This window comes from Halomonas mongoliensis (assembly GCF_052496345.1).
This window is the reverse complement of record NZ_CP199288.1, coordinates 811,626-827,298: the sequence shown is the minus strand read 5'-3', so window position 1 is coordinate 827,298 and position 15,673 is coordinate 811,626. Positions and strand designations below refer to the sequence as shown.

The following is a 15,673-nucleotide window of genomic DNA, read 5'->3' as shown; positions in this document are numbered from 1 at the left end:
AAAGACGACACTGCCTTGTAAGCCTTTGCCCACTGGTGCTCAGGGCACTTTGGTGCCAGGCTGCTAGGTTACAGATTGTTGCCGGCATGGCGCCGCCCAAAGAGCGGTAGGCCAGAGCAGCCAGGTTCAAGATACGCGGGTAACTACCGATGATACTCAAGGAAAAGGATGCCTACAGCGGCACCGATGAGCGCGGCTACTATGGCCACAAGCAGGAGCAGGACGTGGCCTTTCACCTGCGCCGAGAGTTCGGCGACAGCCAGCAGGTTCGCATCATCCACGATCTGGTGATCGAGCACGGCGGCGAGCGCGCCCAGATCGACCACCTGGTGATTCACCCCTACGGCTTCATCATCATTGAGTCCAAGAGCATCGTTGGCGAGGTGCAGGTCAACGCCGAAGGGGAGTGGTCTCGCAGCTACAAGAGCAACTGGACCGGCATGCCCTCGCCGATTCGCCAGGCAGAGCTGCAGCAGGACCTGCTCAAGGCCCTGCTGCGTGACCATGTGGGACAACTGCTGGGCAAGCTTCTGGGCATCCAGACGCAGATTGGCGGCCGTGAATGGCGCACGCTCTGTGCTGTTTCCAGCACCGCCATCCTGCATCGCAAGCAGATGCCGAAGGACGTGGCCGACAAGGTGGTCAAGACCGAGTTTGTGGCCAAGAAAGCGAAGGAACTCATTGGCAGTTTGAGAGGTGGCCTGCTCAAGGGGCGGCCCTGGTTCTCGATGCAAGAGCTCGAGAATATCGGCACCTTCCTCCTGACGCATACCGCAACGGTGCAGGCAGAATCCGAGAAGCCGGCGCAGGTGACAGCGCTTAACGAGCCGATTCCCAGTGCCGCCCCCGTCAGTGAGCCGGCTCCGAGGAGCTATGTGGTGACTGATGCCGAGCGTCTTGCCGCAGAGTCACCTGCAGACACTGCCGTTCCCACCGAAAAGCTGCTGACCTGCAAGCAATGCGGCGAAGCCGACAACCTGGTGGGCATGTATGGCCAGTACGGCTATTACGTGAAGTGCGGCAGCTGCAATACCAATACCTCGATGAAGCAGCCCTCATGCCCTGCCTGCGGCTGGAAGAACGTCAGAGTCTCGAAGGATGGCCCGAGCTACACGGCCGCCTGCCGGAAATGCGACCATCAATATTTGGTCTATCGCCAGGTAGAGGGGAGTACGTAATGGCAGATCACGACCAAGGCTTTTTGCTCATCTCCATGCTTACTGTAGGAGCCCGATTTATCGGGCGAATAGCCGCTATCGACCCAAAGCGGACATGCCGGCAAAGTCAGCGAGCACGTTCATTGGGGATATGCGGCATGTGCGATGATTGGTATTATGTGGCCGAGCTACACTTAGTTTCCAGTATCTTCAATAAGATAAGAGGCGGGCGAGCGCGCAGCATAACATTCTTGAACGCGCGTGCGCGTTCAAGTGGAATATCAAGCGTGCGGTCTAATACCTGTTACACCAAGGAGTAGTTTGTGACTGATGACGTAAGTTTAGAAGAGCGGGAAAAACCTAAATCTCTATCTCTAACCCCAGCAATATCCGCTCTTATTATGCCAACTGCTGAATGCCTTGGTACTGAGTTAAGAGATTTGGTCAAAGATTCCGTCGAAGGCTGGAAGCGTGAAAGAAGAGAGAAGAATCTCAACGCCCACATACACGCCGTTAGAGAACAGCTGAGTGATCAGCCACCGCCAGAGACTGCAAGTACCCCGTCCTTGAAGCAGTTGTCTTTTTTCGAGGAATGGATGTCCGGGGTACAAGATGTAGATCCGGAAGATGAGGAGCTCAGCTCGATTTGGCGAGATCTTCTCGCAAAAGCGGCTAGGGGACAGTCATGTTCTTCCGAAGTGATCGAGGCGCTAAAATCTTTGACGCCTTTGGAAGCCAAATTCTTAGTAGAAATGCGTTCCCGGACTCCTACACTTCCTCTCTTGGGGGGGGCAATCCACTCTGAAGACAGGTTCCTCGCAAAAAGTTTAGAAAGCAGGAATATTTTAGAGAAAGACTATGCTTTCGCTGGGGTTTTTGCATCCAGCCTCGGGCTGTCAGTTGTTTTCCTTTACTACTTTGCCGAAAAATTTGGGATGCCCACAGAGCTACCGATCGTTGGAGTCTTCTTTGCGACGCTTGTCGCAGCAAGCGCCATTTCCCTTCGCTCAGGTCTGGCCCGATGGAGATTAACCTGGCTAGGAAAGCAGTTGGTTTCCACTTCCAAGCCTGCGCGCAATGAGTCGTGAGCACCATGGGTGTAACAAAACGCGTAAGGCGGACGCCCCTGTCGGGCCGCCGCTTCGCGTTCAATGAGGAGGTAGCATGAAGGATTTGTTCCCAGGTCACTTTAAAGAGAGTGAAGGAAAGGTTCGGGAGGTTTGGGATACCTCACTATTTGTTTTTGATGCCAACATCCTTCTAAATCTGTATCGATACTCCGACACTACTCGCAAAGAATTTTTACGTATTCTTGATAAGATTAAAGATCGAGTTTGGATTCCCCATAGAGCTGCTGAAGAGTACTTAAACAATCGACTTTCCGTTATAGATCAGCAAGAAAGATCTTACGATGATACAAAGAAGTCGATCCAGTCTTTACGCAGCGATCTTGAGAATGCTCGCCAACACCCTTTTGTCAGCAGCAGAACTATGGCTAAAGTAAGTAAGGTATTTGATGACCTTTGCGAGGAACTAGACAAAAACCGGTCGGTTCATACCAACAGAATTTCAAATGATGAAATAAAATCGTCGGTTTCGGAAATATTCAAGAATAGAGTCGGACAGCCATATGACAAGGAAAAACTTGTCGAATTAATTGCTGAGGGAGAAGAAAGATATAAGCAAAAAGTACCACCTGGCTTCAAAGATGGAGCTAAGTCAGGTGACAGCGATATATTCACAGAGAAGTGCAGGAAGTACGGCGATTTAATTGTTTGGACGCAAGTCATTGATCAAGCGATAAATTCTGAAAAAGGCATAGTTTTAGTCACTGATGACAAGAAAGAAGACTGGTGGGAAAAGTTTAAAGGGAAGACCGTTGGGCCACGCCCTGAATTGGTAAAAGAGTTCAAAGATCGTACGAATAAGACTTTTCACATGTATCAAGCGGATCGCTTTCTAGAGTTGGCTAGAGAAAACCTAGATGAGCAAGTAAGTGACGAGATAGTTGAGGAGATTCGAGAAGTTAGGAGAAGGGATAAAATAGCTCAAAAACGGATGAGGGAAATGGAATACCTAAAACGGCGAAAAAGTGAGATGAGTCATTTATTCCAAGAACTAGAGCGAAGTAAGAATAAGATGATGGCATACGAAGAAGAACGTCATATGTTGCAGCAGCGTATGCAAGAGTTGGAGTCAGTAAGAAGCGATATGCGGCACCATCAAGAGCATCTACTGAGAGAGGGCATAGATAACCCTGAATTCGAACCGTTTATGGATCATTATGCAACTCTATCCGAGGAGTACTCGAGAGTTAGAAAGAACCTTGAAAACTCATCCATGAAGTATAAAGAAATGCAAATCCATATGATGGAGCTAGAAAAAGAAGTTGCCCATCGGATGAATGTCATTGAACAAGACAATTCAGCGGACTCGTGAACTCGCCGCTGATTTTTGCGTTAGCTTAAAACCAAGGAATCTGATGGAAAACTTCGGAGATACGGCAACAAAGCTATCAAAAAATCCGCTTGGCATAATCGCATTATTTATCGTGCTTGTTTATGGGATAGCTGGCCTAGTTCTTGGTGTTTCAGGTGAATCTTTACTTGAGAGCCACAAAACGGTTCTTGTCTGGTTCCTGGAAATTTTCCCTTTTTCTGTGCTGGGTGCTTTCACTTGGCTGGTAAGTAAGCACCATGCAAAGCTATATTCACCTTCAGATTTCAGGAATGATGAAGGCTTCATAAGGATTCTTTCGCCAGAGGAGCAAAAAAGAAGAATAGAGTCTGAGGTGCAACAAATTAGAGAAAATGAGAGTGATATAGCGAAAACAAATCCACCTAAGTCTGGCCCTAAAAACAATAATCAGTTAATGCAGTCTATTCTTTTGGCAGAAGAGCTTGCCTTTAGAGAGCTTGAAACACTCTACAATGTATCAATCAATCGTCATGTGAGTATTGGGCCAGGGTGCGATACAGGTATTGATGGAATGTTCGTGTCGGCGAATCAGGCTTACGTTGTTGAAATAAAATACGTAAGAAGTCGGATAAACATTTTGACTTTCGATAAGGGATTAAAGGCAATTGCCGAAAGGCTGAAGAGGTTCAACTGGAAGAATTTTCAGATTATTTTTGCCATTGTAATGGAAGATGAGAGCCTGTTAACAAAAGACCAAATGAGTGAAATTTCTAAAAAGTTTTCAGCTACTGGAAGCCAGCTAGGGGTCACGGTGACGCCTAAGGTCTTTCTCTTAGCGGAGCTCAAAGAAAAATTTGGCTATTCGAGCAGCTAACAAGGGCAGGCAGGGGACGCTCCTGACGTCGCGCCCCTGCTGCCAGTGTTGGGTAGAAACTGCAGATCGATTGAGTTTATTGCGCTGCATAGGACGGTTAAATGCTTGAAGCTTTCACAAAGATGAGATCGCACGAATACTTTCTCGAAAGCATCGTGCTGATCCTAATAATTTCTGGCCTGCTGTTTCTCTTTTTTAAGATAGTAATCCCAAATATGGGTGTTAAAGCTGTTCCTGCGAGCTGGCTCACGGCTTTTGGCGCAACTTTAATTCTCGCGTACACGATATTCTATGATCTCAAAGCCGAAATTGGTGAGAAGGATATTAGCACCAGGGTGATATATTCGTTGAACTGGGAGCCGATCAATTGCCTGGTTGATCATGAGCGCGCTTTCATGAGTCTATGCACTGGATTGATGGAGGCTAAAAGAGACGGGTTAATAAAGCTAAACGAAATTCGTACGGCTGACCGTCGAGAAAGACTCTCCATTGCGCCGAGTGAGTTAGTAATTTTGAATGTCGTGGATCATCTTACGTCGACTGTTAGAGATTGGCGAATTACGGGAGTGTCAATCCCACTGGGTTCGCAGGTGAACTTTCGTCAGCCAGCTGGTGCTCAGGGTGAAAGGGTATTTGTGCGCGATGAAATACTGAAAAATGAATGCCAATTCAAGACGATAGATGTTCGGGGTGTTTCTAAAAAGGATAACATGGAAGATTGGTTGGATGGTTATGCGATTTGGCCGAAATTCAGCAGTATTGATGTGAAAGAAAATAAGGTTGTCGTTAATAATCCCAACTTTATCTTCGAAGTGCATGTCTTTCCCGGGAATGGCGCTACTTGTGTTGACGATATTGGCCATTATACGACAGTAAGTGATTCAGAAAGTGGATGCTGGCTAACGAGTCAGCAAGTTACCATTCGATACGCTCTTAAAAAATCTAGAGCTGGACATTGGATGCGGGGCGAATACAAGAGCTTTTGTGAATGGCTCAGTGAAAGTCTTGCGAGTCGCTTGGAAGCACCTCCAGAGAAGTGGCCGAGAGTTATCGAACATGTCGACAATACCCAACAAAGCCATGCAGCAGACGGTCGTTCCTCCCGCAGCTGATGGTGAACGATACATAAGCCCGCCTTATTCATGAGGCCGGCCTGAAAACGAAGATAGCGGATGGCATTCTCTTGTAAAATCAGTGTGTTCCGCCAAGAACCTGATCCAAGAGAGCCATCCGCTATGGGTGAAAGCGTATCTCCCTGGATTCCGTCCTGCAACGGGTCCATCCGCGTTGAGCTCGACGGCCAACGCACCACCAGCGACAGCGGCGCGCTGCTGCTGCGGGAAGCCCTCGACAGCAGCGGCGTGATCGAGGCGCTCGACGACAACCTGGTCGATCCGCGCCATCCGCTGCGCATTCGCCACTCGCTGGCCAGCCAGATACGCACCTTGGTGCTACAGCGGGCGATGGGCTGGATCGATCTCAGCGATACCGACACGCTGCGACGTGATCCGCTCTGGCAGCTGGCCTGCAGTGATGCGCGTGGGCTGACGCCCCTGGCCCAAGACCGGCCCTCTCAAGCCACGCTGTCCAGGCTGCTCACCTGCCTGGGCCGCAACGACAACATCGATGCCGTGCACGAGGGCCTGCTGCGGCTGGTGGTCTGGCGCCTGACCGCGCTGAAGAACGGCGAGCGTCCCAAGCAGCTGACGCTGGACATCGACGGCCTGCCGATCGAGGTTCACGGCCACCAGGGCGGTTCGGCCTATCATGGCCTGTACGGCACCCGGATCTATTCGCCGCTGGTGGCCTCGCTGGCCGAGACCGGTGATATGGTGGGCGGCCTGCTGCGAGAGGGCAACGCCGGTCCGGCCGAGAACGCCGACACCTGGATCCCCCATCTGGTGAAGCGGCTCAACGAGAGCACCGGCGCCCAGGTTCGGGTGCGCACCGATGCCGGATTTACCGACAATGACACCTTGGAGGCCCTGGAAACGCGCGACATCGAGTATCTGGGCCGGTTGCGCAGCCACAAGGGCCTGCAGACACTGGCGGCGCCCTACCTGAAGCGGCCCCGCGGCCGACCGCCCGAACAGCCTCGCGAATGGTGCTATGACCTTGAATACCAAGCCGGTTCCTGGCCAGCGCCACGACGCGTGGTGTTGGTGGTGCAGGAGCGCCCCGATGACTTGCTGCTGCATGCCTTCTTCCTGGTCACCAACCTCGGCAAGTTCGACTGGCCGCCGGAAAAGGTCTTGGCGCTCTATCGCAAGCGCGGCAGCGCCGAGGCCCACATGGGCGAGGTGAAATCGGCGCTGGACGTGCACCTGTCGTCGACGGATCGCGGTGCCTCCACGGTCCAGGACGTCATGGCCCGCAACGAGGTGAGCCTGCTACTGAGCCTCTACGCCTATCAGGTCCTGCATGGCCTGCGCTGCTTGCTGGTGCGTCAGACCCGGCAGGGCTGGAGTCTGAGCCGGATGCGCGAGCAGGTGCTCAAGGTAGCGGCGACGCTCTCGCTTCACGCTCGGCGCATCACCATTCACCTCGGTGATGCGGCTGACAAATGGTGGCCTGCCTTGCTGAAGGGGCTGCCAAAGCTGACCGCGCTGGACTGACTCGTCGGCGATACCACCACCGATCCATGCGTACAGCAGCCCCACCTCGGCTGATGATGACGGCTGCATGAATGACGGCAGTCCATTCCTGTAGGCTATAAACATAACGGAAAGATGCGCTGTTTTTGCATATGGCAGCGGATTCTCATGCTGCCAACGCAGTGCCGATGGTTCGGTATTGGCAGCGAGGGCTGATAATCCACTCAGCCCGCGCTCTCATGAATAAGGCGGGATAAGAATATCTTCAATGGCCGCTCCTGGCCGTAAGCGGCTGTCTATTGCCCTGGCTTCGTCACCCTCCAGCACCCTTCCTGGCAATCATACTCCCCGTGACGCTCGTACTGCTCGATCTCTTACCGATGCTTCTAGCGATGCCCCGTGCGGCGGGGCTGTAGCCACGGGCCTTGAGGAAGGCCGGGAAGCCTGGTGGAGACCCTGGTGCCGGCCTTCGAGCGCATTGAACTTAGGGTGTGAGGTCCGCCACCCTTCACACAAGGCGAGCACCTTGATGTAGGGCGTGAAGGCGTACATTCTGGTTGATAACTGGACAGGCAAGGGGTGCCCCATGACCTGCATCACCGCAACCGAGGCCCGCAGCAACCTGTATCGGTTGATTGACGAGACCGCCGAGTCCCACCAGCCAATCGTCATCATGGGCAAGCGGAACCGGGCGGTCCTGGTCTCCGAGGAAGATTGGGCGGCCATCCAGGAAACGCTTTATCTGCTCTCTGTGCCCGGCATGCGCGAGTCGATTCGCGAAGGGATGGCCACCCCTGTGGAGGAATGTGATGAGGGCTGGACTGGTGACTCTGATTGCAAACACCCCACACCGCAGGCCGCCACCGTTTGAAAAGCTGGTCGGCGATCTTGCGGGGGCCTACTCGCGTCGCATCAATATCCAGCATCGTCTGGTGTATCACGAAAAGCGAGTCGTGAAAGTGCTCCGGCTCTGGAGCCACTACGAGTGATGCACAGGCCGAGGCTGTTATCGGTCAGTGTCCACGACGGCTTGTGGCGTCGAAAGGGTGCAAGGCCCGATGTTCTTTCCGTGCCCTCTGGAAGTCCTCTCCAGCTCGTCAGCGACTGACCTTCGTCATTCTCGATCGACCTTCCTGGCGATATAGAACCCATAGCCGAAATACTCGCCATACCGTTCGTACAGTTCGATCTCCTGCTGCTGCTCCTCGACGATGGTCCGGGCGGCGGAGCTGTTGCCATGGGCCTCGAGGAAGGCCGGGAAGCGCTCCTGCAGCGGGCGGTAGTAGTGCTCTCGCCAGCAGTGCGGCGGTAGCACGAAGTAGCCGAGTGGGGAGTAGCCGTGGCGCTCCAGCACGGCCAGCTTGGCCGAGGCGGTGTCCACTTCGGGGTACTGGGCGCGCCAGAAGGCGTCGAGCTCGGCCGGACGCTGCTCGGTCAGCCAGGTTAGCTCGGAGACCGCCAGGATGCCGCCGGGCTTGAGAAAGCGGCGCCACTCACGCACGCCGCGCTCAAAGCCGAGGCTGTAGATCGCCCCCTCGGACCAGATGGCATCCAGCGATTTCGGCGCGAAGTCGAGTGCCTCCATGGAGGCGTGGCGGGGGGTAATGCGCTCGGCCAGGCCGGCCTCTAGGGCGCGGGCCTTCAAGACGTCGAGAAACGGTTCGAGGAAATCCACCGCCAAGATCTCGGCATCGAGCGCCTCGGCGAGCACCAGGGTCGAGGCGCCGGTGCCGCAGCCCAGATCGGCGATGGCGAGGTCGCGCCGCCCGCAGAGCCCGGCGAGCTGGAGCGCGAGCCGGGTTTCGGCCTGGCCTCCGGGGCCTTGGCGTTCGTTGTGGCGGTGCAGGTCGGCCAACAGCTCCAGTTCGTTCATGGCGGGCTCGCTCCTCGGGTGGCGGCACTACAGAGTCTCTTCCAGCAGCATGGCCAGCCGCCGGTGGTACAGGGCGTCGGCGGCGGGAATGTCGAGGGCGCGAGACATGGGCGGGCTCCGAGTGGCAGTGGGGGAGGCGTCAGGGATGCGGGCGCGGCCGCCAGCCGCCCTGGCGAATGGGCTCGCAGCCGGTCACCTCGGGGTTGTAGAGATAGAGCCAGGCGGGCCCGAAGGCGGTGGGGTGGACGGCGCGGTCGTAGAGCCCCAGGTGGGGCTGGCGCGGCCGGTAGTCCTCCAGCCGGTCGAGGTCAGCCAGCAGCCGGGCGTCCACCTCGAAGACCTCGATCTCCACCCCGCGGGAGGGCTCGAGCTTGGCCCCGGGGAAGGGGCCCAGGTCGTAGAGGGTCACGTCGGCCAGGCGGTCGCTGCCCAGGAACTCGGCGCCGTCGAGCCAGTGGTGATTGCGCAGGCCGCGCTTGAGGGTGCCGTAGACGGCGACCAGCGGTGTGCGGGTGATGGCGAAGACAGGCGCGGTCATGGTGGCGGATCTCCACGGGGCAGAGCTGGGGTCCATGGTAGCCGTTCTCCGCTGGCGTATCACCGCCGGGGCGATGCCCGCCTCAAGGCCGGTTCCTGATCGCATGCCGTTCGTTGCGCGGCTGGCCCATCGCGCTGGCCAGCCGCCGCTGGGCGGCAGACCCTACGCATCCGGCTGCCGCCTAGCCCTGACCGGCCCCTGCTGGCAGGGGGACTCCGAGGCTCCTGCAGGAGGCGGCGACAGGCCGCAAGGTGCTCGCTGCCGGCGTCCGTCAGCGACAGGCGCCGGGTGGTGCGATGGAGCAGTTTGATGCCCAGGCGGGCCTCCATGGCGTCCATATGCTTGGTGGCCATGGCCGGCGACATCTCAAGCGCCCGGGCGGCCGCCGAGAGGCTGCCGCGGGTCGCGGCCTCGACGAAGACGCGCATGCCGGTGAAGCTATAGTGATTCTCACTCCCCGTCACTGGCCACAGGCCTTGGAGCAAGATCATGCAAGACGTTCACGCTTCCGCCGCCCAGCCGGTCCTGTTCATTCCCCACGGCGCCGGGCCCTGCTTCTTCATGGAGTGGAGCCCGCCCGGCACCTGGAGCGGCATGGCCGACTTCCTCGAGGGTGTGGCGGCCACCCTGCCGAGCCGTCCGAAGGCGATCCTGATGGTCTCGGCCCACTGGCTCGCCGAGGACTTCAGCATCACCTCCGGCGAGCGGCCGGAGCTCATCTACGACTACTACGGCTTTCCCGATCACACCTATCGGCTCGACTATCCCGCCCCCGGCTCGCCGGCACTCGCCGAGCGCGTCGAGTCGCTGCTCTCCGCCGCCGGCCTGGCGAGCCATCGGGAGCCACGGGGCTTCGACCACGGCATGTTCATTCCGCTGAAGCTGATGTTCCCCGAGGCGGACATTCCGGTGGTGCAGCTGTCGCTGCGCCAGGATCTCGACCCCGCGGCCCACCTCGCCGCCGGCGAGGCGCTCGCGGCGCTGCGCGATGAGGGCGTGCTGATCGTCGGCAGCGGCATGAGCTTTCACAACATGCGCGGCTATGGCGACCCCAACTTCACCGCTCCTTCGGAAGCCTTCGATGCCTGGCTGACCGAGGCGGTCGAGGCCGCGCCGGCCAAGCGTCAGGCGGCGCTGGGGGACTGGGCCCAGGGGCCCCATGCGCACCGCTGCCACCCGCCCGGCCACGAGGAGCACCTGATTCCGCTGATGGTCGCCGCGGGTGCGGCGGGGCAGGAGGCCGGGCAGAAGGTCTATTCGGAGCGGGTGCTCGAGACACAGCTGTCGGCCTTCCGCTTCGGCTGATTATGGCAACCCGAGCGCGGCACTGGCGGAGAGCTGCTGGCGTCGCCGGCACCAGGGTGGGCTATGGTGAGGCCTGAAGATCACGAACCCGAGGAGCGCTCCATGAGCAACCAGATCAAGGACGCCACGGCGTCATCGTCGCTGGACTGCCCGGTGGTGGAGGGCCGCCGCCAGGTGCAGCATGTGCCGGCCCGCGCGGCCGAGGTGGGCGGCATCCCCATCCATCGGGTGCTGCCGTCGCGGCAGCGCCGCCTGGTGGGGGCCTGGTGCTTCCTCGACCATGCGGGGCCTGCGGTGTTCAAGGGCGACAGCCGCGGCATGCAGGTGGGGCCGCACCCCCATATCGGCCTGCAGACCTTCACCTGGATGATCGCCGGCGAGGTGCTGCACCGCGACAGCCGGGGCAGCGAGCAGGTGATCCGCCCGGGCCAGGTCAACCTGATGACCGCCGGGCGCGGCATCAGCCACACCGAGCAGTCGTTGCCGGATGACCCGCAGCTCCATGCGGCCCAGCTGTGGATCGCCCTGCCGAACGTCCATCGCGATACCGCGCCGCGCTTCGACCACTACCCCGAGCTGCCGACCTGGCAGGAGGAGGGCGTCACCCTGACGCTGCTGGTGGGCGAACTTGCCGGCCGTGAGGCGCCCACGCTCACCTTCTCGCCCCTGGTAGGGCTGGACCTCGCCGCCGAGCTCGAGGCAACGCTGACCCTGCCGCTGCGGCCCGAGTTCGAGTACGCCCTGCTGCCCCTGGAGGGGGCGCCGAGCCTGGAAGGGGAGGCGCTCGCCGTGGACGAGCTGGCCTACCTGGGCCGCGGGCGCGACGCGATGACCCTGGCCCTGCCGGCAGGCGCCCGGGTGCTGCTGATCGGCGGCGAGCCGCTGGGCGAGGAGGTGCTGATCTGGTGGAACTTCGTCGGCCACAGCAAGGCGGAGATCGCCGAGGCCCAGCGCGAATGGGAGGCCGGCGGTGAGCGCTTTGGCCGGGTGGCCGGCTTCAACGACAACGAACGGTTGATGCCGCCGCCGCTGCCCTGGAAGGGGTAGTTCCCCAGGTTCTGCTTGGCCAGAGAGGTAGCAGGCATTGCGCTATATACGTGGCGAAGGTGGCCATCACCGCCAGCACGGCGGTGTCATCGCTAGCCTGACGGGCGGCCCCATGCCAGAATCGGGGGCTGATCTGGACACCGAGCCGCTCGGCACAGGGCGGCCGCAAAGAGAAGAGGACACCATGCCCGAGTACCGTTCCCGCACCACCACCGCCGGCCGCAACATGGCCGGCGCCCGCGCCCTGTGGCGCGCCACCGGCATGAAGGATGACGACTTCCACAAGCCGATCATCGCCGTGGCCAACTCCTTCACCCAGTTCGTGCCCGGCCACGTGCACCTGAAGGACATGGGGCAGCTGGTGGCCCGCGAGATCGAGAAGGCCGGCGGGGTGGCCAAGGAGTTCAACACCATCGCCGTGGATGACGGCATCGCCATGGGCCACGACGGCATGCTCTATTCGCTGCCGAGCCGCGACCTGATCGCCGACAGCGTCGAATACATGGTCAACGCCCACTGCGCCGACGCCCTGGTCTGCATCTCCAACTGCGACAAGATCACCCCCGGCATGCTCAACGCCGCCATGCGCCTGAACATTCCGGTGATCTTCGTCTCCGGCGGGCCCATGGAGGCGGGCAAGACCAAGCTGCTCGACCACGGCCTCGACCTGGTGGACGCCATGGTGATGGCCGCCGACGACAGCGTCGACGACGAGACCCTGGCCGAGGTGGAGCGCAGCGCCTGCCCCACCTGCGGCAGCTGCTCCGGCATGTTCACCGCCAACTCCATGAACTGCCTGATGGAAGCCCTGGGCCTGGCGCTGCCGGGCAACGGAACCGTGGTGGCCACCCATGCCGATCGCCGCCGTCTCTTCGAGAATGCCGGCCATCGCATCGTCGAGCTGGCCAAGCGCGTCTACGAGGGCGACGAGGCGCATCTGCTGCCCCGGGCCATCGGCTCCAAGGCGGCCTTCAAGAACGCCATGACCCTGGATATCGCCATGGGCGGTTCCACCAACACCATCCTGCACCTGCTGGCCGCCGCCCAGGAGGCCGAGGTCGACTTCACCATGGAGGATATCGACCGTCTGTCGCGGGAGGTGCCGCAGCTCTGCAAGGTGGCCCCGAATACCCAGAAGTACCACATCGAGGACGTGCATCGCGCCGGCGGCATCATGGCGATTCTCGGCGAGCTCGATCGCGCCGGGGTGCTGGATACCCGGGTGCCCACCGTCTACGGCGACTCCCTGAAGGCCGCTCTGGATGAGTGGGACATCATGCGCAACCCCAGCCCCGAGGTGATGGAGTTCTACAAGGCGGGCCCCGGCGGCGTGCCCACCCAGGTGGCCTTCTCCCAGGCGGCTCGCTGGCCGAGCCTCGACGGCGATCGCGCCACCGGCTGCATCCGCGACCTGGAGCATGCCTTCTCCCGGGAGGGAGGCCTGGCCGTGCTCAAGGGCAATATCGCCCTGGACGGCTGCGTGGTGAAGACCGCCGGCGTCGACGACTCCATCCTGGTCTTCGAGGGTACCGCCCACGTGGTGGAGTCCCAGGACCAGGCGGTGGCCGACATCCTCGAGGGCAAGGTGAAGGAGGGCGACGTCGTCGTCATCCGCTACGAAGGGCCCAAGGGCGGGCCGGGCATGCAGGAGATGCTCTACCCGACCTCCTACCTGAAGTCCAAGGGGCTCGGCAAGGCGTGTGCGCTGCTCACCGACGGGCGCTTCTCCGGTGGCACCTCCGGGCTCTCCATCGGCCACGTCTCCCCCGAGGCGGCCGCCGGCGGCGCCATCGGCCTGGTGGAGCAGGGGGACATCATCCAGATCGATATCCCCAACCGCACCATCAACGTCAAGCTCAGCGACGAGACGCTCGCCGAGCGCCGCGCGGCCATGGAGGCGAAAGGCGCAGACGCCTGGAAGCCCGCCGCGCCGCGGCCGCGCAAGGTGACGCCGGCGCTCAAGGCCTACGCCATGCTCGCCACCTCCGCCGACAAGGGCGCGGTGCGCGACCTCTCCAAGCTCGACTGAGTCCCCTGCGAACCCCGGCCCGGTGCCGGGGTTCGCCGCTTTTCCCCTTCCAGCACCGCGAGGCGCTTATGCGAATTCAGACCCTTGGCGTGGGCCTGATCGGCTACGGCACCGCTGGCCGTGGCCTGCACGCACCGCTGATTCAGGCGACGCCGGGCATGGAGCTGCTCGCCGTGGCCAGCGGCCAGCCCGAACGGGTGCAGGCCGATCTGCCCGACGTCGAAGCGCTGCCCAGGGCCACGCAGCTGCTTGCCCGGTCCGATATCGACCTGGTGGTGATCGCCACTCCCAACGACACTCACTATCCCCTGGCCAAGGCGGCGCTGGCCGCCGGCAAGCATGTGGTGGTGGAGAAGCCCTTCACGGTGTCGCTCTCGGAGGCGCGGATGCTCAGGGCCCAGGCCGAGGGCGCCGAGCGGCTGCTCAGCGTCTTCCATAACCGGCGCTGGGACAGCGATTTTCTCACCCTGCAGGCGCTGCTCGAAGGCGGCACACTGGGGCGCGTGGTGGCGCTGGAGTCGCGCCTGGACCGCTTCCGGCCCGGGGTGACCGACCGCTGGCGGGAGCAGCACAAGCCGGGCGGCGGTATCTGGTTCGACCTGGGTCCGCATCTGCTCGACCAGGTGCGCCTGCTGTTCGGTATGCCCAAGGCGATTCTGCTGGAGCTGGCCACGGTGCGGGACGGTGCCGAGGTGGACGACGACTTTCTCTGCCTGCTGGAGTATGACGGCCTGCGCGTTACCCTCCAGGCAAGCTCACTGGTAGCCGAGCCCACGCCCCGTTTCCGGGTGCACGGCAGCGGCGGCAGCTATCTGGCCTTCGGGATTGACCCCCAGGAGCAGCGGCTGCGGGCCGGAGAGGCCGTCGTGGGGGCGGATGCGGCGAGCCATCGAGCGCCCCCGGGGCAGCTGACCCGACTGGAGCAGGAGGGGGAGGCGCCGGTGGTGCGGGAGCACCCCAGCCTGCCGGGCGACTGGTCCCGCTACCATGCGGGCATCGTGGAGACCTTGCTGCACCGGTCGCCGCCGCCGGTCAGCCTCGACGAGGCGATGGAGGTGATGACGCTGCTGGAGGCCGGCCTCGACAGCTATCGCCAGGGGCGCTGGCTGCGCCTCCGGGAGGGCAACGGCCTGCGCCAGCGCCTGCATGCCCGGAGGCGTTGAGACCTACCAGAAGCCGGTGCCGCTGTCGCGCTGGGCGAGCAGCTTGTCCCGGGCGATAAAGAGCGCGGCGATGGCCCGGGCCTCGTGGAAGTCCTCCCGGGCGAGCAGGGCGGGCAGTTCGAAGAGCCCGTGGGTCTCGACGATCAGCGGTTCGGGCTCGTCGCCGGGCAGGCGCCTGGGGTAGAGGTCGGTGGCCAGCAGCACCTGCATGCGGTGGCGCATGTAGTTGGGGGCCAGCGACAGCTCCACCAGCGGTTCGATGCTGTGGGCGCCGAAGCCGCACTCCTCCATCAGCTCGCGGTTGGCGGCGGTGACGATATCCTCGCCGGGATCCACCAGCCCCTTGGGCAGGGTCAGCACATAGTCCTCGAAGCCCGCCGCATATTCTCGGATCAGCAGCACATGCTCAGGGTCGGGCATGGCGACGATCATCACCGCGCCGCTGTCGCTGCCGGTCAGCCGTTCGAAGGTGCGCTCTTCGCCGTTGGAGAAGCGCAGGTCCAGGGACTCGACGTGAAACAGGCGGCTTCTGGCCACCGACTGGCGGGCCAGGACCTCGGGCTTCTGCGGCCAGTGCGAATCGGGCCTCGGGGGGGTAGACATGGTCGCTCCGTTTCTGGGGGTGAGGGCGCCTGCTACAATACCACCCCCTGCAAGCCACCACCCGGGAATCCC

At 60.7% G+C, this 15,673-nt stretch carries 16 protein-coding genes; 12 read left to right on the top strand and 4 right to left on the bottom strand.

All coding sequences use genetic code 11. From position 1 onward, the window contains the following. The first annotated feature begins 149 nt into the window (after positions 1–149). From ACRYRV_RS03795 to ACRYRV_RS03760, 8 genes are all read left to right on the top strand, one after another. A complete protein-coding gene (locus tag ACRYRV_RS03795; protein ID WP_444985910.1) occupies positions 150–1,178 on the top strand; it encodes a nuclease-related domain-containing protein in 1,029 nt (342 codons plus the stop codon). A gap of 302 nt (positions 1,179–1,480) precedes the next feature. After that, positions 1,481–2,245, top strand: a complete 765-nt coding sequence (locus tag ACRYRV_RS03790; RefSeq protein ID WP_444985911.1) for a hypothetical protein — start codon at positions 1,481–1,483, stop codon at positions 2,243–2,245. 76 nt (positions 2,246–2,321) lie between these two features. Continuing rightward, positions 2,322–3,596 (top strand): PIN-like domain-containing protein, encoded by a 1,275-nt coding sequence (locus ACRYRV_RS03785; RefSeq protein WP_444985912.1) that lies wholly within the window; start codon positions 2,322–2,324, stop codon positions 3,594–3,596. A gap of 43 nt (positions 3,597–3,639) precedes the next feature. Next, entirely contained in the window at positions 3,640–4,449 is an 810-nt protein-coding gene (locus tag ACRYRV_RS03780) for a hypothetical protein (RefSeq protein WP_444985913.1), read from the top strand. A gap of 101 nt (positions 4,450–4,550) precedes the next feature. Next, positions 4,551–5,561, top strand: coding sequence for a hypothetical protein (locus ACRYRV_RS03775; protein ID WP_444985914.1), 1,011 nt, complete (start codon positions 4,551–4,553; stop codon positions 5,559–5,561). Positions 5,562–5,645: 84 nt separating this feature from the next. Further along, positions 5,646–7,064 (top strand): IS1380 family transposase, encoded by a 1,419-nt coding sequence (locus ACRYRV_RS03770; RefSeq protein ID WP_444986195.1) that lies wholly within the window; start codon positions 5,646–5,648, stop codon positions 7,062–7,064. 565 nt (positions 7,065–7,629) lie between these two features. Continuing rightward, a complete protein-coding gene (locus tag ACRYRV_RS03765) occupies positions 7,630–7,914 on the top strand; it encodes a type II toxin-antitoxin system Phd/YefM family antitoxin (RefSeq protein WP_444985915.1) in 285 nt (94 codons plus the stop codon). Further along, on the top strand, positions 7,853–8,032 hold the full coding sequence (locus ACRYRV_RS03760; protein ID WP_444985916.1) for a Txe/YoeB family addiction module toxin: 180 nt from the start codon (positions 7,853–7,855) through the stop codon (positions 8,030–8,032). The genes ACRYRV_RS03765 and ACRYRV_RS03760 overlap by 62 nt, the downstream gene beginning before the upstream one ends. A gap of 125 nt (positions 8,033–8,157) precedes the next feature. Here ACRYRV_RS03760 and ACRYRV_RS03755 read toward each other — a convergent pair whose 3' ends face one another. From ACRYRV_RS03755 to ACRYRV_RS03745, 3 genes are all read right to left on the bottom strand, one after another. Beyond that, positions 8,158–8,916: a methyltransferase domain-containing protein gene (locus ACRYRV_RS03755; RefSeq protein WP_444985917.1), complete on the bottom strand. Its 759-nt coding sequence runs from the start codon at positions 8,914–8,916 to the stop codon at positions 8,158–8,160. Positions 8,917–9,055: 139 nt separating this feature from the next. After that, entirely contained in the window at positions 9,056–9,454 is a 399-nt protein-coding gene (locus tag ACRYRV_RS03750) for a gamma-glutamylcyclotransferase family protein (RefSeq protein ID WP_444985918.1), read from the bottom strand. 59 nt (positions 9,455–9,513) lie between these two features. Continuing rightward, positions 9,514–9,882 carry a LysR family transcriptional regulator gene (locus tag ACRYRV_RS03745; protein ID WP_444989514.1) on the bottom strand — a complete coding sequence of 123 codons (369 nt, stop codon included), beginning with the start codon at positions 9,880–9,882 and terminating at the stop codon, positions 9,514–9,516. Between the two features lie 61 nt (positions 9,883–9,943). Here ACRYRV_RS03745 and ACRYRV_RS03740 point away from each other — a divergent pair, with 61 nt between their 5' ends. The 4 genes from ACRYRV_RS03740 to ACRYRV_RS03725 all read left to right on the top strand — a co-directional run bounded on the left by ACRYRV_RS03740 (position 9,944) and on the right by ACRYRV_RS03725 (position 14,998). Further along, on the top strand, positions 9,944–10,759 hold the full coding sequence (locus ACRYRV_RS03740; protein WP_444985920.1) for a DODA-type extradiol aromatic ring-opening family dioxygenase: 816 nt from the start codon (positions 9,944–9,946) through the stop codon (positions 10,757–10,759). Between the two features lie 102 nt (positions 10,760–10,861). Further along, positions 10,862–11,806, top strand: a complete 945-nt coding sequence (locus ACRYRV_RS03735; RefSeq protein ID WP_444985921.1) for a pirin family protein — start codon at positions 10,862–10,864, stop codon at positions 11,804–11,806. A 184-nt stretch (positions 11,807–11,990) separates the two neighbouring features. Then, positions 11,991–13,835, top strand: a complete 1,845-nt coding sequence (gene ilvD, locus ACRYRV_RS03730; protein WP_444985922.1) for a dihydroxy-acid dehydratase — start codon at positions 11,991–11,993, stop codon at positions 13,833–13,835. Between the two features lie 68 nt (positions 13,836–13,903). Further along, the gene (locus ACRYRV_RS03725) at positions 13,904–14,998 is read left to right on the top strand and encodes an oxidoreductase (RefSeq protein WP_444985923.1); all 1,095 of its coding nucleotides are present in this window, start codon (positions 13,904–13,906) and stop codon (positions 14,996–14,998) included. Between the two features lie 3 nt (positions 14,999–15,001). Here the strand turns inward: ACRYRV_RS03725 and nudE are convergent, their stop codons facing one another. Further along, a complete protein-coding gene (gene nudE, locus ACRYRV_RS03720) occupies positions 15,002–15,601 on the bottom strand; it encodes an ADP compounds hydrolase NudE (protein ID WP_253450111.1) in 600 nt (199 codons plus the stop codon). Between the last annotated feature and the right edge of the window lie 72 nt (positions 15,602–15,673).

Coding starts and splice junctions, on each gene's coding strand:
- ACRYRV_RS03795 (WP_444985910.1), top strand. CDS start 150: ATGATACTCAAGGAAAAGGATGCCTACAGCGGCACCGATGAGCGCGGC.
- ACRYRV_RS03785 (WP_444985912.1), top strand. CDS start 2,322: ATGAAGGATTTGTTCCCAGGTCACTTTAAAGAGAGTGAAGGAAAGGTT.
- ACRYRV_RS03780 (WP_444985913.1), top strand. CDS start 3,640: ATGGAAAACTTCGGAGATACGGCAACAAAGCTATCAAAAAATCCGCTT.
- ACRYRV_RS03775 (WP_444985914.1), top strand. CDS start 4,551: ATGCTTGAAGCTTTCACAAAGATGAGATCGCACGAATACTTTCTCGAA.
- ACRYRV_RS03765 (WP_444985915.1), top strand. CDS start 7,630: ATGACCTGCATCACCGCAACCGAGGCCCGCAGCAACCTGTATCGGTTG.
- ACRYRV_RS03760 (WP_444985916.1), top strand. CDS start 7,853: ATGAGGGCTGGACTGGTGACTCTGATTGCAAACACCCCACACCGCAGG.
- ACRYRV_RS03755 (WP_444985917.1), bottom strand. CDS start 8,916: ATGAACGAACTGGAGCTGTTGGCCGACCTGCACCGCCACAACGAACGC.
- ACRYRV_RS03750 (WP_444985918.1), bottom strand. CDS start 9,454: ATGACCGCGCCTGTCTTCGCCATCACCCGCACACCGCTGGTCGCCGTC.
- ACRYRV_RS03745 (WP_444989514.1), bottom strand. CDS start 9,882: ATGCGCGTCTTCGTCGAGGCCGCGACCCGCGGCAGCCTCTCGGCGGCC.
- ACRYRV_RS03740 (WP_444985920.1), top strand. CDS start 9,944: ATGCAAGACGTTCACGCTTCCGCCGCCCAGCCGGTCCTGTTCATTCCC.
- ACRYRV_RS03735 (WP_444985921.1), top strand. CDS start 10,862: ATGAGCAACCAGATCAAGGACGCCACGGCGTCATCGTCGCTGGACTGC.
- ilvD (WP_444985922.1), top strand. CDS start 11,991: ATGCCCGAGTACCGTTCCCGCACCACCACCGCCGGCCGCAACATGGCC.
- ACRYRV_RS03725 (WP_444985923.1), top strand. CDS start 13,904: ATGCGAATTCAGACCCTTGGCGTGGGCCTGATCGGCTACGGCACCGCT.
- nudE (WP_253450111.1), bottom strand. CDS start 15,601: ATGTCTACCCCCCCGAGGCCCGATTCGCACTGGCCGCAGAAGCCCGAG.